The sequence below is a fragment of the Aliiruegeria sabulilitoris genome, assembly GCF_001558155.1.
GTDB classification, from domain to species: domain Bacteria; phylum Pseudomonadota; class Alphaproteobacteria; order Rhodobacterales; family Rhodobacteraceae; genus Tropicimonas; species Tropicimonas sabulilitoris.
This window is the reverse complement of the sequence record NZ_LOAS01000011.1, coordinates 34,688-53,285: the sequence shown is the minus strand read 5'-3', so window position 1 is coordinate 53,285 and position 18,598 is coordinate 34,688. Positions and strand designations below refer to the sequence as shown.

Sequence of the window (18,598 nt, the reverse complement as noted above, 5' to 3'; positions counted from 1 at the left end):
GCCCGAGCGCGGCAAGCGCAAGCGGTTGAACTCTCGGTGAAGTGGCGTTCAGCCGGGGCCGATCACATGCGCATAGGAACCCGCGACCTTGCCCACCCGCAGCCCCATGTCGCGCAGCGGTGTTCCGGCGGCGTCGGTCGCGGTGAATAGCCGCTCGGCCGCGCCTTCCTGCAGGATCGTGGCATAATGGAATTCATGCCCCCTGAGCGCGCCCTTCCATGGGGCGCCGGGCAGGGCGGTCAGGCGGCGATAGCCCAGCGTAAGGCGCCGTTTCTGGAACGTGGTGGCCAAAGGGAGCAGGCCCAGCATCTCGTGGCGCTTGCCATCGGCATCGATCAGCCCGTTGCCGAGCGCCATGAACCCTCCGCACTCGCCATAGATCCGCGCGCCGCGCTCGGCGGCTTGCCGCGTCCGCGTCAGGAATTTCTCGGCGCTGGCGAGCTGTCCGGCGAAAAGCTCGGGGTAGCCGCCTGGAAGGAAGACCGCATCGGCCAGCGGGTCCGGCCCCTTGTTGTCAAGCGGCGAGAAGGGGAGGATCTGCGCCCCCTGCGCGTGCCAGTCCGCCAGCAGGTGCGGATAGGCAAAGGCAAAGGCTGCGTCACTGGCAACGGCGATCCGGTGGCCCAGCGGAGAAAGGCGGGGGAAATCTTGCTCGGGCGGGGCCAGCGGGCCGGCGGCCAGCAGGAGCGCGTCGAGGTCGAGCGACTTTTCCACGATCTCGGCGGCATGGTCGAGAAAAGCGTTGAGCCCTTCCGTCTCACCTGCCTGCACAAGGCCCAGATGCCGCTCGGGCAGGTGCAGCGTGCTGTCGCGCAGGATCGCGCCGAAGACATCGGTGCCGGCCTCCTCCAGTGGTCCGCGCGCCATGTCGGCATGGGAACGGGTTCCGGCGCGGTTCAGGATTGCGCCGGCAAGCGGCAGGTCCGGGCGCAGCGCCTGCAGGCCGATGGCCGGTAGCAGCGCCGATTGGCCGGATTTGGCGATGTCGAGCACGAGCACGATCGGCAGGCCGAGCGCCTGCGCCAGGTCGGCCGCCGAGCCCTTGCCGTCGCGCCCGGCATCGAGCACGCCCATCGCGCCCTCGACCACGAGGATTTCGCCGCCCTGCGCCGCCGCCCGCGCCCTGAGCGCATCCGGCGGCATGGCCCAGGCATCGAGATTGACGGAAGGCGCGCCGCAGGCCGCGGCGTGAAAGGCGGGATCGATATAGTCCGGGCCGCTCTTGGCCGCGCGCACGTCCAGCCCGCGCCGCTTCAGCGCCCGGAGTAGTCCCAGCGTCAGGGTTGTCTTGCCCGCGCCCGAAGTCGCGGCCGCAATCACGAAGCCCCTTGCGCTCATGACACCTGACGGGATGCCCCGAGGCCAAGCGGGTCCATGTCGCGGACGGCTTCGCCACGCAGCTGTCCCATCCAGTCGATCACCTGCCGCATCGCGACGACCCGCCCGAGGCAGACGATGGCCGGGGCCTGCATGTCATTGGCTTCGGCCTCGGCGGCTGCCCGCCCGAGCGTTGTCTCCAGCACCTTCATGTCCGGCAGGGTGGCGTTCGAGACGATGGCGAGCGGTTCGTTCGGGTCGCGCCCGGCCTCCAGCAGGTTGCCGGTGATCTGGTCGAGATGTTTCATCGCCATGTACATGACGATCACCGGGCTGCCGCGCGAGAGCGCCTCCCAGTCGATGGCCGAGGGCGTCAGCCCGGATTGATCGTGCCCGGTCAGGAAGGTGACGGCCTGGTTCACGTCGCGGTGGGTGACCGGGATGCCGGCAAAGGCCAGCCCGCCGATTCCGGCCGAGATGCCCGGCGTCAGCCGAATCGGCACGCCGGCTTGCACAAGCGTCTGCGCCTCCTCGCCGCCACGGCCAAAGACGAACGGATCCCCGCCCTTGAGCCTGAGCACGCGCTTGCCGGAGCGCGAGAGCTCGATCAGCCGCAGGGAAATGTCGCGCTGGACGGCCGAAGGACGTCCGCCGCGCTTGCCGGCATATTCCAGCTCGGTGCCGGGACGGCGCCACTCGAGAATGCGCGGGTCCACCAGCGCGTCATGCACGATGATATCGGCGCTGCGCAGTGCATGCAGCGCCTGCAGCGTGAGCAGGCCGGGCTCGCCGGGTCCCGCGCCAACAAGCCAGACGAGGCCGGCCGGGAAGTCGGGCCAGTCATGGTTCGGCAGGGAAATCTGGGTGTCGTCGATCATGGCGCACAGCATATCGCTGCAGAGCGGCAATGGCGAGATGGCGGAGCGCGCTTCTTTCACCCTGTCGCGACATGTCGCAATCCGGCTATACCGCGCGCATGACTCGCAAACCCGCAGGAGAGCTACGCACCGGCTTCACCACCGGCGCATGTGCCACCGCCGCCGCCACCGCCGCGGCGGGGGCGCTGGTGACGGGCGAATGGGTCGACCCGGTGGAGGTCACCCTGCCACGCGGGCAGAAGGTGTTGTTCCCGTTGGAAGAACGCGTCAGCGGCGACGGCTGGGCGCGCGCCGTCGTGGTCAAGGATGCAGGCGACGATCCGGACGTGACCCACGGCGCGCATGTCACCGCGACGGTCGCGCGCGGCGCGCAGGGGCGGGGCCTGCGCTTTTTCGCGGGCGAGGGGGTGGGCACTGTGACGCGCCCCGGCCTTCCGGTGCCCGTCGGTCAGCCTGCGATCAACCCGGTGCCGCGCGAGATGATCGGGCGGTCGCTCTCGGAGCTTGCGAGCGCGGCTGGAATCAGCGCCGATTTCGACGTGACGCTCTCGATTCCCGGCGGCGCGGCGCTGGCCGAACGTACCTGGAACCCGCGTCTGGGCATTCAGGGCGGGCTGTCGATTCTCGGCACCACCGGGATCGTGCGCCCGTTCTCCTGCGCCGCGTGGATCGCTTCCATCCATCGCGGTATCGACGTGGCCCGCGCGGCGGGGCTCACCCATGTTGCGGGCGCGACCGGTGCCACCTCGGAGAAGGTGGCGCAGGCGCGTTTCGGCCTGCCCGATCACGCCATGCTGGACATGGGGGACTTCGCCGGCGGCATGCTGAAATACATCGCCCGCCACCCGGTGCCGCGCGTGACCATTGCCGGTGGCTTCGGCAAGCTGACAAAGCTTGCGCAAGGCGCGATGGACCTGCATTCGGGCCGCAGCCAGGTCGATTTCGAGCAACTCGCCGATCTTGCCGCCACGCTCGGCGCTGACCGGGGGGAGATCGCCACCTGCAATACGGCGAACCAGGCGCTCGGAATTGTCGGGGCACCGTTGGCCTGTGCCGTGGCCGAGGCTGCGCGGGCGCGGGCACAAGCCGTGCTGTCGGACGCGCCGGTGGAGGTCGATGTCCTGATCATCGACCGGGTCGGCAACCTCGTCGCGCTGGCCGATTCCACGGGAGCCCACGCGCCATGAGCAAGCCGCACATCCTGTTGCTGGCCGGAACCGCAGAAGCGCGGCACCTGGCCGAGCCGTTGTCCGGCAGGCCGGTGCGCCTGACCGTGTCGCTTGCCGGGGCCACGCGCAGGCCGGCCCGCTATCCGGGCGAGGTCCGAATGGGCGGCTTCGGCGGCGAAGACGGGCTCGCGGAGTGGTTGATAAAGGAAGATGTCTCGTTGCTGCTGGACGCGACACATCCCTATGCCGAACAGATCTCGGAGAACGCGTTTCGGGCGGCGAAGCGCAAGGATTGCCCACTTCTGCGTTTCACCCGTCCGGCCTGGGAGCCGGAAGAGGGCGAGAACTGGCAGCCTCACCCCACGCTCGCGGCGGCTATAGCGGCGCTTCCGGCAGGGGCGCGGGCGTTCCTTGCCACTGGCTCCGGCTCGCGGGAGGCGGTGGAGATTCGCTCCGACCTCAGCCTGATCCTGCGGGCGATCGAACCGCTCGACGACCTGCCAGACCATGTCGAGGCGCTCATCGCCCGTCCGCCCTTTTCCGAGGCGCAGGAGCGGGAACTGATGAAAAGCCGGGCGGTGACGCACCTGGTGACGCGCAATTCCGGCGGGGGCGGGCGGGCGAAACTTGCCGCTGCCGCCTCGCTTGGCCTGCCCATCCTGATGATCGAGCGGCCGAAGACCCCCGGCACCGCACCTAGCTTTCACGACATTGCGGAAATTCTGCGTGCCGTTGCAGCGTGGCTCGCGCTTGACACGCCTTCCGGCTCGCCCCCATAACCGCCCGACACGAGGTTCCCGGGCAAGCCCCGGGCCAAGAGGGAATGCGGTCACCTGCGATGCGGCAGGCCGAACCGCAGCGGCCCCCGCGACTGTATGCGGCGAGCCGGCCCCCGATGCCACTGGTGCAAGGCGCACCGGGAAGGCCGGGCCGGCGGTGACCCGCGAGCCAGGAGACCTGCCTCGTGACGCCGGCCCCGTGGGCCGGTGCGGGGTGTGTTCCGGGCGGGGTGCCCTGGGCGCGCTCGGGCAATTGCCCGTCCCCGCGTGAGAATATTCCGCACCCGGATACAGGCGCTTCAAAGGAGCCAGACACAATGGCACAGAAGATTCCCGCAACGGTCGTGACCGGCTTTCTCGGAGCCGGCAAGACGACGTTGATCCGGCATCTGGTCGAGAATGCCAATGGCAAGCGCATCGCGCTGATCATCAACGAGTTCGGCGATCTCGGCGTAGATGGCGAGATCCTCAAGGGCTGCGGCATCAAGGGCTGCAAGGACGAGGACGTGGTGGAACTCAGCAACGGCTGCATATGCTGCACCGTGGCCGAGGACTTCCTGCCCGCCATACAGAAGCTGATCGACCGCGACGATGCCCCCGATCACATCGTCATCGAAACCTCCGGCCTTGCTTTGCCGCAGCCGCTGGTGCGCGCCTTCAACTGGCCCGACATTCGCACCCGCGTAACCGTGGACGGCGTGGTGGCCGTGGTCGATGGCCCGGCGCTCTCCGAGGGGCGCTTTGCCGCCAACGAGGCCGCCGTCGATGCGCAGCGCGAGGCCGATGACACCATCGACCACGAGACGCCTCTTTCGGAGCTATTCGAGGACCAGTTGGCCTGTGCCGACATGGTCATCATCAACAAGGCGGACCTGTTGGGCGCGGAGGCGTCGGCCCGACTGACCGAGAAGCTGCGCGGCGAAGTGCGCGACGGCGTGTCCGTCCTGCATTCGGAGATGGGCGTGGTGGATCCGGCGGTCCTGCTGGGGATGGGTATCGGTGCAGAGGATGACATGGACGGGCGCCACGAGGTGCACCACCACCATCACCACGACGACGATGACGACGATCACGATAATGAGCACGCCCATGGCCATGACGAGTTCGAGAGCTTCGTTGTCACCCGCGCCGAGATCCTCGACCCGAAGATCTTCTCCGAACAGGTCGCCGAGGTGATCCGCGCGCATGACATCCTGCGCCTTAAGGGCTTTGCGGCCGTAGTGGGTAAGCCGATGCGCCTGACGCTTCAGGCCGTTGGTCCAAGGATCGATAGTTATTTCGATCGTCCATTCGCCGCCGCCGACCAGCGCGAGACGCGGCTCGTTGTGATCGGGCAGGCCGGGCTGGACCGGCTGGCCATCGAGAAGGCGCTTCAGGTATGACAGATTTTTCCATTCGCCGCGCGAACCCGCGAGAACCCGGGGCGACGTCCCTTCTGAAGGCCAGCCATGGGCTGATGGAGGAGCTGTATCCCAGCGACGCCAACTATTTCCTGCCGATTGACGCGCTCTGCATGCCGGGCATCCATTTCTACGTCGCCGAACGTGGCGGGCGGAGCCTCGGCTGCGCGGCGCTGGCCGAGCGGGAGGGCTATGGCGAGATCAAGTCGATGTTCGTCGATCCGGATGCGCGCGGCATGGGGATGGCCGATCGGCTGTTGGAGCAGTTGACCTCCGTTGCGCGAGAGCGTGGCATCACACTGCTGCGGTTGGAGAGCGGTAAGACGCTCGAACTGGCCCACCGGCTTTATCGCCGGCACGGGTTTGTCGAATGCGAGCGCTTCGGCGAGTATCCCGACAGTCCGCATTCGATCTTCATGGAAAAGGCGCTCTGAATGCATCTGCTCGCGGCCACGCCCGGCCAGGTTTCGGACGGGAGCGAACCGGTCGATCCGGGGCAGTCGCCGGCCGATGTGATCTTTCTCTCGGCCGCTGATACCGAGCTGGCCGCGCTGTCGGAAGCGCGTCAGTCGCTCGGGGAAGAGGCGCCGAGCCTACGGCTGGCCAATCTTGGCTGGTTGTCGCACCCGTTCTCGGTCGACAAGTATATCGGGGATACGGCGGAACGTTCCCGGCTGGTCGTGGTGCGGGTTCTGGGCGGGGCGGCTTACTGGAGCTATGCGGTCGAACAGCTCGCCACGCGGCTGCGCGAAGCGGGTGTGCCGCTGGCGCTCTTGCCCGGCGATGACAAGCCAGATCCGGAATTGTTGTCGCTCTCCACGGTATCCACCGAGGATTGGCAGGCGCTTTGGGCCTACTGCATCGAGGGTGGTCCGCAGAACGCCGCGCGTTTCCTGCTACTGACGCGCCACATGCTGGGCGATGGCGAACGCCCGCCCGAGGCCGAGCCGCTGTTGCGTGCCGGGCTCTACTGGCCGGGCGAGGCGCTGGCCGATCTGAGCCTTTTGCGGCGACACTGGCAGGACGGCGCGCCGGTGGTGGCGATCACCTTTTACCGCGCCCTGTTGCAAGGGGCGGGGCTGCACCCGGTCAACCAGCTGGTCAAGGCGTTGCTCCGGCGTGGGTTGAACCCGCTGCCGGTTTTCGTGGCCTCTCTGAAGGACCCGGTATCGGTTTCGACGCTGGAGCAAATCTTTGCCGAGCACGCGCCGGACGTGGTTCTGAACGGCACCAGCTTCGCCGTCTCTTCGCCCGATCCGGCCCGCTGGCAGCAGGGCGAACGACCGGCTACTGTTCTTGACGCAACCGGCGCGCCGGTATTGCAGGTGGTCCTGTCGGGCAGCTCCGAGGAGGCCTGGGAGGGCGCCGAGCGCGGTTTGTCGGCCCGCGACATCGCGATGAACGTGGCCCTGCCGGAGGTCGATGGCCGGATCCTGACCCGCGCGATCAGCTTCAAGGGGCAGGCCTATTTCGACGAGGCAACCGAATGTGCCATCGCCGCCTATCGGGCGCGCGGCGACCGGGTGCAGTTCGTGGCCGATCTGGCGGCGAACTGGGCGGCTCTGCGCAAGGCCGCGCCGAGCGAACGGCAGGTCGCGATCATCCTTGCGAACTATCCCAACAAGGACGGCCGGCTGGCGAATGGTGTCGGGCTGGACACGCCGGCCGCGACCGTCACCGTGCTGAATGCCTTGCGCAGGGCGGGGTACCGCGTGGCCGGCGCGCCGGGGACATCGGCGGAGCTGATGGAGCAGATCCTCGCAGGCCCGACAAACTGGCTGACCGATCGTGCGGCGCGGCAGGGTGGCGAAACGCTGCCCTTGGCCGCGTACCGTGCGCTGTATGATCGCTTGCCGCTGGACGTTCGCCAATCCATGGAGGAGCGCTGGGGGAGGCCGGAGAACGACCCGTTCTGTAGTGAGGACGGGTTTGCGCTGTCGATCCTCCGCTATGGCAATGTCGTTGTCGGCATCCAGCCGGCGCGTGGCTACAATATCGACCCGGAACAGACATATCACACGCCGGACCTTGTGCCGCCGCATAACTACCTCGCCTTTTACTTCTGGCTGCGCGAGAGCCTCGGGGCGCATGCGATCGTCCACATGGGCAAGCACGGTAACCTTGAGTGGCTTCCGGGCAAGGCGGTTGCGCTCTCGGAGAGCTGTTTCCCGGAAGCCGTGCTCGGACCGCTGCCGCATATCTACCCTTTCATCGTCAATGACCCGGGCGAGGGGACGCAGGCAAAGCGGCGCAGCCAGGCGGTGATCGTCGATCACCTGACGCCGCCCTTGACGCGCGCGGAGAGCTACGGCCCGCTGCGCGATCTCGAAGCGCTGGTCGACGAGTATTACCAGGCGGCGGGCGTGGACCCGCGGCGCATTTCCTACCTGCGCGACGAGATCCTGTCGCTGATGGAGTCGACCGGGCTCGCGGTCGATGCCGGTATCAAGGCGGGCGACGATTCCGACAGCCGGTTGCAGAAGCTGGACGCCTATCTTTGCGAACTGAAGGAAAGCCAGATCCGCGATGGTTTGCATATTTTCGGTGAGGCTCCAGAGGGGCGGTTGGCGACTGATCTGATCGTCGCTTTGACGCGCGTGCCGCGCGGAAACGGGCAAGGCAAAGATGCCTCGCTGCTGCGGGCGTTGGCTGCGGATTACGGTATGGATTTCGATCCGCTTGATTGCGACATGGCGGCACCGTGGTGCGGAGCCCGGCCGGACGCTCTTGCCAAGTTGGACGTTTCGCCTGTTGACACAGGCGACCCGGTGGAGGGGGGGGCGGGCGCGCTGCGCGCGCCCGCCCCCCCCTCCACCCCGCGCTCTCCAAAAAGAGAGCGCAACCCATGGCGCAGCCATGGTGACAGCGTTGAACGGCTGGAGATTTTCGCGGCACGTCTTGTCGCGGGCGAGGAACCTGTGGCACCCGGCCCCCGATCCGCCTTGGTGCTCGAAGGGATCGATACATGGCTGCGCCGGGTGGTTTCGGAGACGGGAAAATCTGAGATCACCGGGCTGTTGCGTTCCTTGAACGGGGAGTTTCTTTCTCCCGGTCCTTCGGGGGCGCCAACGCGGGGGCGGCTGGATGTGTTGCCCACGGGGCGAAACTTCTTCTCGGTCGACAGCCGTGCCATCCCGACCCGTGCCGCCTGGTCACTGGGGTGGAAATCGGCCAGCCTTTTGGTCGAGCGCCACTTGCAGGAACATGGCGATTGGCCGCGCGCCATGGCGCTGACTGCCTGGGGCACCGCAAACATGCGGACCGGTGGTGACGATATTGCGCAGGCGTTGGCGCTGATGGGCGTGCGGCCGAAATGGGACGAGATGTCGGGCCGCGTGACCGGTTTCGAGATCATCCCGATCTCGGCGCTCGGCCGGCCGCGTGTCGATGTCACGCTGCGGGTGTCGGGCTTTTTCCGGGACGCTTTCCCGGCGCAGATGGATCTTGTGGCCTCGGCGGCCAAGGCTGTAATGGAGTTGGACGAGGCGGAGGCGGACAACCCGGCCGCTGCGCGGTTCCGGGCAGAAGCGGCAGAGGTCGGCGAAGCCCGTGCCGCCTTCCGCGTCTTCGGTTCCAAGCCGGGTGCCTATGGGGCAGGGCTTCAGGCGATGATCGACGAAAAACTCTGGGCGAACCGCTCGGACCTGGCCGCCTCCTTCCTCAATTGGGGCGGCTACGCCTATGGCGAGGGCGCCGAGGGGACGGCCGCACGCGAGGATTTCGCCGAGCGGCTGGGGCGGGTTGAGGCGGTGGTCCAGAACCAGGACAATCGCGAGCACGACCTGCTGGATAGCGACGACTACTACCAATTCGAAGGCGGCATGGCCGCGACGGTCGAAACGCTGCGTGGCGAGGCGCCGGAAGTCTATCACAACGACCATTCCCGCCCCGAACGCCCCGTCATCCGTACTCTGGACGAGGAGATTGGCCGGGTGGTCCGTTCCCGCGCCGCCAATCCGAAATGGATCGAAGGCGTCAAGCGGCACGGCTACAAGGGCGCTTTCGAAATGGCGGCGACGGTCGATTACCTCTTTGCCTTCGCGGCCACCACGCATTCGGTGCGCAACCACCATTTCGACCTCGTCTACGACGCCTACCTGGAGGATGACGAAACGCGGGCGTTCATTGCCGAGGTGAATGCACCGGCCTTGCGCGAAATGGCCGAACGCTTTCAGGAAGCGATCGATCGGGGGCTATGGACACCGCGTTCCAACTCGGCCCGCGCACGGCTTGCAGAGTTGGCTCCGTGAGCGCATCAGCTAGGATCGCCAAGGTTTCATTCCGGTGCAGTGCGCGTGCCGTACTGCCCCGCCCGCCCCGAAACAAGAAGACGCAAGCCTGCCAGTGGCGCTTTTGGCAAGGCACTTCCCCAACAGATCAGGAGATTTCCGCATGACCAACGATGTTGAACGCCACAATACCAAGATGGCCAAGAAGAAGGCCGCGCGGGACAAGATCATGGCCGGAAAGACCGAGGAAAAGGGCCTGATCATCGTCCATACCGGCAAGGGCAAGGGCAAGAGCTCGGCCGCTTTCGGCATGATCTTCCGCTGTATTGCCCATGACATGCCCTGCGCCGTGGTGCAGTTCATCAAGGGGGGCATGGATACCGGCGAGCGCAACCTGATCCAGTCGCATTTCGCCGACAAGTGCCAGTTCTACACGATGGGCGAGGGCTTCACCTGGGAGACGCAGGACAAGTCGCGCGATATCGAAATGGCGCAGGCGGCTTGGGCGAAAGCCAAGGAGCTGATCCTTGATGAGACAAACCGCATGGTGCTGCTCGACGAGATCAATATTGCCTTGCGCTACGACTATATCGACACCGCCGAGGTTATCGCCTTCCTCGCCGAGCACAAACCGCCGATGACCCACGTCGTGCTGACCGGGCGCAATGCCAGCGATGCGCTGATCGAGGCGGCGGATCTGGCCACCGAGATGGAGCTGCTGAAGCACCCGTTCCGCTCGGGCGTGAAGGCGCAGGCCGGCGTCGAATTCTGAGCAGAGCGGATATCGGAAAGAGATCCCACCGATGGCACGAAGCTTGATGATACAGGGGGCCGGCTCCAATGTCGGCAAGTCGCTGATGGTGGCGGGGCTGGCGCGGGCCTTCGTGAAGCGCGGGCTCAAGGTCCGCCCCTTCAAGCCGCAGAACATGTCAAACAATGCTGCCGTCACGGTGGATGGCGGCGAGATCGGGCGGGCGCAGGCGCTTCAGGCGTTGGCCTGTGGCGTTGATCCGGTGGTGGATATGAACCCGGTGCTGCTCAAGCCGGAAACCGATATTGGCGCGCAGGTGATCGTGCAGGGAAAACGCGTGGCAACAGTACCGGCGCGGGAATTCTCGGCGATGAAGCCGAAGCTGCTTGCCGCGGTTTTGGAGAGCTTCCAAAGGCTGGGGCAGGAGGCCGATCTGGTGCTTGTCGAGGGGGCGGGCAGCCCGGCCGAGGTGAACCTGCGCGCGGGCGACATTGCCAATATGGGCTTTGCCCGGGCTGCGAATTGCCCGGTCGTGCTGGTGGGCGATATCGACCGTGGCGGCGTGATCGCGCAGCTCATCGGCACGCAGGAAGTGCTCGACCCCGAGGATGCCGCAATGATCGCCGGCTTTGCCATCAACAAGTTCCGCGGCGACCCGACGCTTTTCGACGACGGCTATCGCCTGATCGCGGAGCGCACGGGTTGGCGGGGGCTCGGCGTCGTGCCGTGGTTTGCCGATGCGCGCAAACTCCCGGCGGAGGATGCGCTGGATATCAGCGGTTCGGACAGCAATGGCGCGTTGCATGTTGCTTGCCTCGTGCTGTCGCGGATTGCCAATTTTGACGATCTCGACCCGTTGGGTCTCGAACCGGAGGTCAGGCTGAGCATGATCGAGGCCGGCGACGTGATCCCGCCCGATGCCGACCTCGTGATCATCCCGGGCACGAAATCCACCCGTGGGGACCTCGCTTTTTTGAGGGCACAGGGCTGGGACATCGATATAGCCGCGCATGTGCGGCGCGGCGGGCGGGTGTTGGGCCTGTGCGGCGGCTACCAGATGCTGGGCCGCCGGATCGTGGATCCCGAGGGGCTGGAAGGCCCGGCGGGCGAGACGGAAGGGCTCGGCCTGCTCGATATCGAGACGGTGATGGTACCCGACAAGCGGCTGACACGCGTGCAGGCGCGCCATGTTGCCAGCGGTGAGGCGGTCTCGGGCTACGAAATCCATATCGGGCGCAGCGATGGGCCGGACCGGGCGCGCCCCTTTGCCGAGGTCGCGGGAAGCCCGGAAGGCGCGATCTCGCCGGACGGACGCATCATCGGCAGCTACCTGCACGGGCTGTTCTCGGATGACGGCTTCCGCGCCGCCTTCCTGCGCAGCACTGGCGGGGAGGCGTCCGGATTTGGTTATGACGCGGCTGTCGAGGAGACGTTGGACAAGCTGGCCGATCATCTGGAACGGCACATGGCGCTGGACGCGATGCTGGCGCTTGCCCACCCGATCTGAGCCGGGTCAGTCGAGCGGCGGCACCCGCGAGACAAAATGCCCCTTCACGCCCTGCGGCCACTGGCGAAAGGGCACGATGCCTTTCTCGTTTTCGGCGTGTAGCGTCGCGTATTCCACCAGCGCCTGCGCGTCTTCCTCGGTGCCCTCGAAGCGACCGAGCACATAGGTCATCTTGCCCTCGGCGGAGATTGCCGTGTTGCATCCATGGCCGCAGCCCATCAGGCAAGCCACACCCCGCAGTTTCACCGGCGCATCCTTCGCCGCCGCCTGCACGGTTTCGAGAAAGGCTTCGCCTGTCGGGCTGCCATCCTTGCTGCCGCGTGTCGCTTCGTTGCGGCAGGTTGTGCAGACGGTAATGGTGGTCATCGGATCTCCGCTGGTTTGGCGTTTGCGGGGGATGGAAGCCAGAAACGGCTGCGAGTGGCAAGGAGATTTGGCGGCTCTTTTGCCGGGATCAAGTGCTGGACGCCGTTCGTGAGCCTTGCAGCTGTTCGATTTCGTGCGTGGTACCGATCCTGCGGATCGTGCCTCTGACAGGGATATTTGCTGTCGGAAGAAGTCTCGGGCGCTGCTTGGTTTTCTTCTGACGGGAAATATCTCGGGGGTTTGGGGGCAGCGGCCCGAGTAGTCTACCGTTGAGAGCCAGCGCCCGGTCAAAAGTCCGAGAGACCGGAAGCAGGAAGAATCGTCCCGCTGCATTCCCCAAATCCGATGCGGTAACCATCGCCCTGCGCATGGCCCTGCAAGTTCAGTCGGTCACCGTCCTCGATGAAGGTCCGCTGTTCTCCATCCGTCAACGTCAACGGCTCCTGTCCGCCCCAGGTGAGTTCCAGCAATGAGCCGAAACTGTCTTTCTCAGGTCCGGAAATGGTGCCGGATCCGAGCAGGTCTCCAACCCGCATTGCGCAGCCGGACGACGCATGGTGGGCAAGCTGTTGCGCGGCGGAGTAATACATCTCGCGAGAATTCGTCCGCGTGATTGTCGTGGGTGTTTCCCGCCCGGAAGGGGTGAGCGTCACCGACAGATCGATGTCGTAGAGCATCGGCCCCGGTTCCGCGAGATAGGGAAGCAGCGGCACCTCGCGCGGGGGCGTCGAGCAGCGGAACGGTTCCAGCGCGGCGCGTGTGACGACCCATGGGCTGATCGAGGTGGCGAAGGCCTTGGCCTGAAACGGGCCCAGCGGCTGGTATTCCCAGGCCTGGATGTCGCGTGCGGACCAGTCATTGAGCAGCACATAGCCGAAGATCATTCGGTCGGCTTCGGCAACGGAGATGGGCTTGCCCATCTGCGAAGGCTGTCCGACAACCGTGCCCATTTCCAGTTCGATATCGAGCCGCCGCGACGGACCGAAGTAGGGAATGTCGGCGTCCTTCGGCTTGATCTGGCCCATTGGGCGCCGGATGTCAGTGCCGGATATGACCACGGTGGAGGCCCGACCGTTATAGCCGATCGGGATATGCAGCCAGTTCGGCGGCAACGCATTCTCCGGGCTGCGGAACATGGAACCGACATTGAAGGCATGTTGGCGACTGGAATAGAAATCCGTGTATTCGGAGACTCGGAAGGGCATATGCATCCTCACCTGCTCCATCGGATAGAGATGCGGTAGCACCATCGCCGCAACGTCGCTTTCCTCGCCGAGAAAGCCGAACAGCATCACACGCAGGCGGTCCCAGGCGTCTGGCCCATGCTCCATCAGCCCGTTCAGCGCCGGCTCTGTCAGCCCGAGTGGTTTCAGCAGCCCGGCGCGCTGCATCCCGCCAAGGTCCAGAACCTTGTCTCCGATCGCGGTGCAGCAGCGCGGCGCCTCATCCGTAAGAGAAAAGACGCCATAGGGCAGGTTGTTGAGCGGAAACGGGCATTCGGGTCCGTTTGCCGTCTCGATCCAGCTTCTCAATAGGGTCACGGGCTTCCTCCAGATCTCTTTGGGCGGGCTCGCCTCGGGGCGTATCGTTGCCCTTTCAACGGTATTTTTCTCCGAGGCAACGAACAAGTCATAAACCCCATCCGATCAGGGGGTGAATGGGCCGACAGTCTGGAGCGATGGAAAACGTCTTGCGCTCGCGCCAGCGGCGCGTATCCCTTTGCGCCAACCGGACGACAGGAGCGAGCATGCTTAAAACGACATTGGGAACTTCGGATCTGCAGGTCAGCCAGTTCTGCCTTGGAACAATGACCTACGGCACCCAGACGAGCGAGCAGGACGCGCATCGCCAGATCGACATGGCTCTCGCCGCGGGGATCAACTTCGTCGACACGGCCGAGATGTACCCGGTCAACCCGGTCAAACCCGAGACCATCGGCAAGACCGAGGAGATCGTCGGGCGCTGGATCGCGGAGTCGGGACGGCGCGACGAGATGGTGCTGGCCACCAAGATCATTGGCAACAACAAGGGGCACACGCGTGGTGGGCGCGGGATCGACGGCGAGACCATCGTCGAGGCAGTGGAAGGCTCGCTGCGGCGGCTGCAGACGGACGTGATCGACCTCTACCAGCTGCATTGGCCCAATCGCGGCTCCTATCATTTCCGCCAATACTGGACCTACAAGCCCGGCGATCAAAGCAAGCAGGAGATCGAGGGCAACATGGTCGAGGTGCTCGAAGCCATGCGGGAGCTTCAGGCTGCAGGGAAGGTTCGCCATTTCGGTCTGTCGAACGAGAGCGCCTGGGGCACGTCGGAATGGCTGCGGCTGGCGCGTCAGACGGGCACGCCGGAGATGGTCGCGATCCAGAACGAATACTCGATGATGTGCCGGATTTTCGACACCGACCTAGGTGAACTTTGTGTGCGCGAGAATATCGGCCTGCTGGCCTATTCGCCGCTGGCGACCGGACTGCTGACGGGGAAATACCGTGGCGGAGTGGTGCCGGAGGGCAGCCGGATGTCGATCAACAAGTCATTGGGCGACCGGGTGAACGAGCGCTCGACCGCTGCCGTGGAGGCCTATGCCGAAATCGCCGAACGGCATTGTCTGGACCTTGCGCAAATGGCGCTGGCCTTCTGTGTCGCACGGCCCTTCATGGGCTCGGTGATCTTCGGAGCGACCAGTTCCGCGCAATTGGCACATATCCTTGAAGGCGCGGACTTGACCCTTACGGAAGAGCAACTGGCCGAGATCGACGCGGCCTACCGGTCCCACCCGATGCCCTTCTGATGCCCGGAGCGGTGAGATGCGCATAACGAAACTCCTGTTGGCTGGGGGCCTGGTTCTGGGGGGCTGCATGCCGTCGTCCAAAGCGCCGGAACCCACGGCGCCGCCCGGCACAGCGGCGTTTTTCGAACAGCAGCGCGCCAATTGCGCGGCCCGTGGCGGCACCTTCGGGAACGCCCCGGGCGATGCCAGCAAGATCTGTTTCATCACGCCGAAGGATGCCAACCAGGCCTGTCGGCAGGGCTCCGATTGTGAAGGGCACTGCCTTGCGCGTTCGCAGACCTGTGCGCCCGTCACGCCGCTCTTCGGCTGCCACGAGGTTCTGCTCTCCGGCGGGCGGCGGGCAACGGTCTGCCTGGACTGACCGGCGCCATGGAGCCCTGGATCGCCGCCACCCTTGCCGCCGTCTGTTTCCAGACGGCGCGCTTCGCGATCCAGAAGCGGTTGAAAACGGCGGGCCTTTCGGCGGCCGGGACAACCTGGGCGCGGTTCGTATTCTCGGCGCCGCTGCTGGTGGTCGCCCTGTTCGGTGTGCAGTGGTTATCGGGCGCGCGGTTGCCATTCCCGAACACGGAATTCTGGGCCTATGGCCTGATGGGCGGCGTTGCGCAGATCCTGGCGACGATCTGCGTCGTCGCGCTCTTCTCGCGGCGCAATTTCGCCGTGGGCATCACGCTCAAGAAATCCGAAGTGCTGATGACGGCACTGGTGGGATGGCTGCTTCTGGGAGAGGCGGTGTCGTTGGCCGGTTTCGGCGCGCTGCTGCTCGGCGCGGTGGCGCTGCTGGTGCTTTCCAGGGAACCGGCAGGGCAGGGCGGGGCGCGGCAGAGCCTTGCGCGGCGCCTTCTGACCCCTTCCGCCGTGCTCGGGCTGACGAGCGGGCTGTTTTTTGCGCTTGCAGGCGTCGGCTATCGCGGTGCGATGCTGGCGCTTGGAAACGATCCGCTCTGGCTGCGGTCCGCGCTGGCGCTGACCTTGATCAGCCTATCGCAGATGCTGCTCATGCTGGGCTGGTTTCTCTGGCGCGACCGGGCGGAGATCGCACGCGTGCTCGCTGCCTGGCGGCCGGGGATCGCGATGGGGCTGGCGAGCCTTGGCGGCAGCTACTTCTGGTTCACCGCCTTCGCGCTGCAGAACGCGGCCTATGTCTATGCCGTCGGGCAGGTGGAGCTGCTGCTCAGCATCCTCGGCGGGGCCGTTTTCTTTGGTGAGCGGCTGTCGCGGCGCGAGATCTCGGGGGTGATCCTGTTGGGGGTCAGCGTACTCGTGCTGGCGGTCGTCGTCTGAGGATCAGGCCAGCCGGGTTATGCCGGAGACGACGTCGTCATTGCGTACGAAGGGGACCGTCTTGGGCAGCCCGCCGCGTGCGATCAGCGGCGCAAGTTCGGCCAGCACGACCTCGGTGATGAAGGGCAGGTCGAAATCGCGGGCGCTGACGAGCGGGATCCATTGCAGGTGGCGCAGCTCGTCGCAGGCATGGGTGAAATCTTCCGGATCGCCCTGCACCGCGCCGGCGGAGACGAGGAAGAACCGGGCATCGAAGCGGCGCGGCCGGCCCGGAGGGGTGATCGCCCGGAAAACGTAGGACAGCCCCGCCGCCGACGGCGCGAACCCGGACGCGGCAAAGCCGGCCCAATCGGGGTTGGGCGCTTCCCAGTCGGCCTTGCGACCCAGAACAAGCCCGGTTTCCTCCCAGACCTCGCGGACGGCCCCGGCCAGGAGCGCCGGAACGCGGGCGGGATCGGCCTCTATTGCCAGCCGTCTCAGGCAGGTGCCGTCGGGTTTTCCGGCCAACTTCACCTCGGCATCCGCCGCGTCGATCGCGCCGCCGGGGAAGACGAACTTGTTGGGCATGAAGGCCGCGCCGGAGCCGCGCTGGCCCATCAGAACTTCGGGCCCCGCACGCCCCTTGCGCCACAGGATGACCGTGGAGGCGTCCCGAATGGCGGTCTTGTCGATGGTTTCGGCCATGCGGCGCTCCTGAATCGTTTTGCCTTCAACTTGAAATACCACGTATCGCCTTTTGCGTTCGAGGCGAAGTCGAGAGGCAGGGAAAGGCGATTCCGGTGAAAGGCCAAACGTTCTAGTGGCTGTAGCCGGCGCCGCTGGTATCACTACCGAAGCCATGCATGCGGCGCGCCCATTGCAACCCGATAAAGGCGCCCTTGATCCGGGGCAACAGGTAGAGCGAGAGCGCAATGCACAGGACCGACAGGATCGACGCCATCACCAGCGGTTCTAGATGGAGCCGGGCATAGAAGACGTGGATCAGCGGTGCCAGAAGATGCCCGACGATCAGGATCGTGATATAGGCCGGGCCATCATCGGCCCGCTGGTGGTGGAACTCCTGCTCGCAGACGGGGCAGTGATCGGCAACCTTGAGGTAGCCCGACAGCAGCGGTCCGCGGCCGCAATTGGGGCAACGACGTCTCCAGCCACGCGCCATGGCCGGCCGGACGGGCCGTTCTTCGGGCATTTGCTGAACAGCGCACATATCGAAGCCTTCTCGTTCCTGCCCCTTGGGGCGTTTCCTGTTCGCAGCCCGTAACATGGCACTTTTCGGTGGTTCTTGCAGGGTTTTGCACGGTCTTGCGGCGCGATGTCGCGAAAGGCGTTCTGAAAAAAGTTGCGCAAGGTGCGACGGAACCGCCGCTCCCCGGCGTTGGAGAAGCATAACGAGGCGCAAAACGCCGCGTTCGAGCGAAAAAGAAACCGAGAACAGGAAATTGGAAATGACCCGTATCGTGCTTTTGACAACCGCTATCGTGACCGGCCTCGTCGCCGCGAATTCCGCCGTTGCCTTTGGTGGGCCGATGGGCCCCGGTGAGCGCCCGGGCTTCACGCAGATCGACACCGATGGCGATGGCAAGATCTCGGCCGAAGAGCTGAAGGCATTCCCGGCCGCCCGCGCTACCGAGCGCTTCAAGGCCGCCGATGCCGATGGCGACGGCAAGATCTCCAAGGAAGAAATGGCCGCCGAGATCGAGACCATGAGGGCTGCCCGCGAGAATAACCGCCTGGACAACATGATTGCCCGCTTCGATACCGACAAGGACGGCTTCATCAGCCAGGAGGAAATGGAAGCCGCGATGGGCCAGGGCCGCGCGCAACGTGATCCGGGCGACCGGATGATGCGCTTCGCCGATACCGACAAGGATGGCGCGATCAGCGAGGCAGAATACGCCGCCATGGCCGAGCGGATGCAACAACGCGGGGATCGCTTCGGCGGCAAACGCGGCGACCGCGACGATTTTGGCAAGCGTGGCGAACCTGGTGAGCGCGGGATGCGCGGTGGCCGTGGAGATCAACGCGGCGGCGACTGGATGCCGTTCTGGCGCAACTGAGACTGCCGAGAGAACCTGTTCCGCGCGGCAAGCGGCCGCGCGGGACCTTCCGCAACGGACCATTGCGTCC

At 65.7% G+C, this 18,598-nt stretch carries 17 protein-coding genes and 1 riboswitch; of the genes, 11 read left to right on the top strand and 6 right to left on the bottom strand.

Annotated elements, in window-relative coordinates:
* Positions 1-48: 48 nt before the first annotated feature.
* A complete protein-coding gene (locus tag AX756_RS11440; protein WP_068311286.1) occupies positions 49-1,338 on the bottom strand; it encodes a cobyrinic acid a,c-diamide synthase CobB in 1,290 nt (429 codons plus the stop codon).
* Positions 1,335-2,195 carry a uroporphyrinogen-III C-methyltransferase gene (gene cobA / locus AX756_RS11435; RefSeq protein ID WP_068311607.1) on the bottom strand — a complete coding sequence of 287 codons (861 nt, stop codon included), beginning with the start codon at positions 2,193-2,195 and terminating at the stop codon, positions 1,335-1,337. Before cobA ends, AX756_RS11440 begins: the two co-directional genes overlap by 4 nt.
* 98 nt (positions 2,196-2,293) lie before the next feature.
* Here cobA and AX756_RS11430 point away from each other — a divergent pair, with 98 nt between their 5' ends.
* The 7 genes from AX756_RS11430 (at position 2,294) to AX756_RS11400 (ending at position 12,030) form a co-directional block, all read left to right on the top strand.
* Positions 2,294-3,382 carry a cobalt-precorrin-5B (C(1))-methyltransferase gene (locus AX756_RS11430; RefSeq protein ID WP_068311605.1) on the top strand — a complete coding sequence of 363 codons (1,089 nt, stop codon included), beginning with the start codon at positions 2,294-2,296 and terminating at the stop codon, positions 3,380-3,382.
* Positions 3,379-4,143: a cobalt-precorrin-6A reductase gene (locus tag AX756_RS11425; protein WP_068311284.1), complete on the top strand. Its 765-nt coding sequence runs from the start codon at positions 3,379-3,381 to the stop codon at positions 4,141-4,143. The genes AX756_RS11430 and AX756_RS11425 overlap by 4 nt, the downstream gene beginning before the upstream one ends.
* Positions 4,139-4,343, top strand: a riboswitch (cobalamin riboswitch). It overlaps the preceding gene by 5 nt.
* Positions 4,344-4,460: 117 nt before the next feature.
* A complete protein-coding gene (cobW, locus tag AX756_RS11420) occupies positions 4,461-5,525 on the top strand; it encodes a cobalamin biosynthesis protein CobW (protein WP_068311282.1) in 1,065 nt (354 codons plus the stop codon).
* Positions 5,522-5,977, top strand: coding sequence for a GNAT family N-acetyltransferase (locus AX756_RS11415; protein ID WP_068311280.1), 456 nt, complete (start codon positions 5,522-5,524; stop codon positions 5,975-5,977). Before cobW ends, AX756_RS11415 begins: the two co-directional genes overlap by 4 nt.
* A complete protein-coding gene (gene cobN, locus AX756_RS11410; protein WP_068311279.1) occupies positions 5,978-9,793 on the top strand; it encodes a cobaltochelatase subunit CobN in 3,816 nt (1,271 codons plus the stop codon).
* Between the two features lie 142 nt (positions 9,794-9,935).
* A complete protein-coding gene (cobO, locus tag AX756_RS11405) occupies positions 9,936-10,544 on the top strand; it encodes a cob(I)yrinic acid a,c-diamide adenosyltransferase (RefSeq protein ID WP_068311278.1) in 609 nt (202 codons plus the stop codon).
* A 31-nt stretch (positions 10,545-10,575) separates the two neighbouring features.
* A complete protein-coding gene (locus tag AX756_RS11400) occupies positions 10,576-12,030 on the top strand; it encodes a cobyric acid synthase (RefSeq protein WP_068311277.1) in 1,455 nt (484 codons plus the stop codon).
* 6 nt (positions 12,031-12,036) lie between these two features.
* Here the strand turns inward: AX756_RS11400 and AX756_RS11395 are convergent, their stop codons facing one another.
* Both AX756_RS11395 and fahA read right to left on the bottom strand, forming a co-directional pair.
* A complete protein-coding gene (locus AX756_RS11395; protein ID WP_068311274.1) occupies positions 12,037-12,396 on the bottom strand; it encodes a DUF1636 family protein in 360 nt (119 codons plus the stop codon).
* Between the two features lie 287 nt (positions 12,397-12,683).
* Positions 12,684-13,937, bottom strand: coding sequence for a fumarylacetoacetase (gene fahA / locus AX756_RS11390; protein WP_068311272.1), 1,254 nt, complete (start codon positions 13,935-13,937; stop codon positions 12,684-12,686).
* A 206-nt stretch (positions 13,938-14,143) separates the two neighbouring features.
* Here fahA and AX756_RS11385 point away from each other — a divergent pair, with 206 nt between their 5' ends.
* The 3 genes from AX756_RS11385 (at position 14,144) to AX756_RS11375 (ending at position 16,471) form a co-directional block, all read left to right on the top strand.
* On the top strand, positions 14,144-15,187 hold the full coding sequence (locus AX756_RS11385) for an aldo/keto reductase (RefSeq protein WP_068311270.1): 1,044 nt from the start codon (positions 14,144-14,146) through the stop codon (positions 15,185-15,187).
* A 67-nt stretch (positions 15,188-15,254) separates the two neighbouring features.
* Positions 15,255-15,548 (top strand): hypothetical protein, encoded by a 294-nt coding sequence (locus tag AX756_RS11380; protein ID WP_156461470.1) that lies wholly within the window; start codon positions 15,255-15,257, stop codon positions 15,546-15,548.
* An 8-nt stretch (positions 15,549-15,556) separates the two neighbouring features.
* The gene (locus AX756_RS11375) at positions 15,557-16,471 is read left to right on the top strand and encodes a DMT family transporter (RefSeq protein WP_068311267.1); all 915 of its coding nucleotides are present in this window, start codon (positions 15,557-15,559) and stop codon (positions 16,469-16,471) included.
* A gap of 3 nt (positions 16,472-16,474) precedes the next feature.
* On the opposite strand, the gene AX756_RS11370 is transcribed toward AX756_RS11375, so the two are convergent.
* Together AX756_RS11370 and AX756_RS11365 are read right to left on the bottom strand one after the other, a co-directional pair.
* Positions 16,475-17,155, bottom strand: a complete 681-nt coding sequence (locus tag AX756_RS11370; RefSeq protein ID WP_068311265.1) for an NUDIX hydrolase — start codon at positions 17,153-17,155, stop codon at positions 16,475-16,477.
* Between the two features lie 112 nt (positions 17,156-17,267).
* Positions 17,268-17,678 (bottom strand): DUF983 domain-containing protein, encoded by a 411-nt coding sequence (locus AX756_RS11365; protein ID WP_068311259.1) that lies wholly within the window; start codon positions 17,676-17,678, stop codon positions 17,268-17,270.
* Positions 17,679-17,916: 238 nt separating this feature from the next.
* Here AX756_RS11365 and AX756_RS11360 point away from each other — a divergent pair, with 238 nt between their 5' ends.
* On the top strand, positions 17,917-18,528 hold the full coding sequence (locus tag AX756_RS11360) for an EF-hand domain-containing protein (RefSeq protein WP_068311257.1): 612 nt from the start codon (positions 17,917-17,919) through the stop codon (positions 18,526-18,528).
* Positions 18,529-18,598 lie beyond the last annotated feature (70 nt).

Excerpts from the sequence above, each read along its gene's own strand:
- AX756_RS11440 (WP_068311286.1), bottom strand. The coding sequence starts at position 1,338 with ATGAGCGCAAGGGGCTTCGTGATTGCGGCCGCGACTTCGGGCGCGGGC.
- cobA (WP_068311607.1), bottom strand. The coding sequence starts at position 2,195 with ATGATCGACGACACCCAGATTTCCCTGCCGAACCATGACTGGCCCGAC.
- AX756_RS11430 (WP_068311605.1), top strand. The coding sequence starts at position 2,294 with ATGACTCGCAAACCCGCAGGAGAGCTACGCACCGGCTTCACCACCGGC.
- AX756_RS11425 (WP_068311284.1), top strand. The coding sequence starts at position 3,379 with ATGAGCAAGCCGCACATCCTGTTGCTGGCCGGAACCGCAGAAGCGCGG.
- cobW (WP_068311282.1), top strand. The coding sequence starts at position 4,461 with ATGGCACAGAAGATTCCCGCAACGGTCGTGACCGGCTTTCTCGGAGCC.
- AX756_RS11415 (WP_068311280.1), top strand. The coding sequence starts at position 5,522 with ATGACAGATTTTTCCATTCGCCGCGCGAACCCGCGAGAACCCGGGGCG.
- cobN (WP_068311279.1), top strand. The coding sequence starts at position 5,978 with ATGCATCTGCTCGCGGCCACGCCCGGCCAGGTTTCGGACGGGAGCGAA.
- cobO (WP_068311278.1), top strand. The coding sequence starts at position 9,936 with ATGACCAACGATGTTGAACGCCACAATACCAAGATGGCCAAGAAGAAG.
- AX756_RS11400 (WP_068311277.1), top strand. The coding sequence starts at position 10,576 with ATGGCACGAAGCTTGATGATACAGGGGGCCGGCTCCAATGTCGGCAAG.
- AX756_RS11395 (WP_068311274.1), bottom strand. The coding sequence starts at position 12,396 with ATGACCACCATTACCGTCTGCACAACCTGCCGCAACGAAGCGACACGC.
- AX756_RS11385 (WP_068311270.1), top strand. The coding sequence starts at position 14,144 with ATGCTTAAAACGACATTGGGAACTTCGGATCTGCAGGTCAGCCAGTTC.
- AX756_RS11380 (WP_156461470.1), top strand. The coding sequence starts at position 15,255 with ATGCCGTCGTCCAAAGCGCCGGAACCCACGGCGCCGCCCGGCACAGCG.
- AX756_RS11375 (WP_068311267.1), top strand. The coding sequence starts at position 15,557 with ATGGAGCCCTGGATCGCCGCCACCCTTGCCGCCGTCTGTTTCCAGACG.
- AX756_RS11370 (WP_068311265.1), bottom strand. The coding sequence starts at position 17,155 with ATGGCCGAAACCATCGACAAGACCGCCATTCGGGACGCCTCCACGGTC.
- AX756_RS11365 (WP_068311259.1), bottom strand. The coding sequence starts at position 17,678 with ATGTGCGCTGTTCAGCAAATGCCCGAAGAACGGCCCGTCCGGCCGGCC.
- AX756_RS11360 (WP_068311257.1), top strand. The coding sequence starts at position 17,917 with ATGACCCGTATCGTGCTTTTGACAACCGCTATCGTGACCGGCCTCGTC.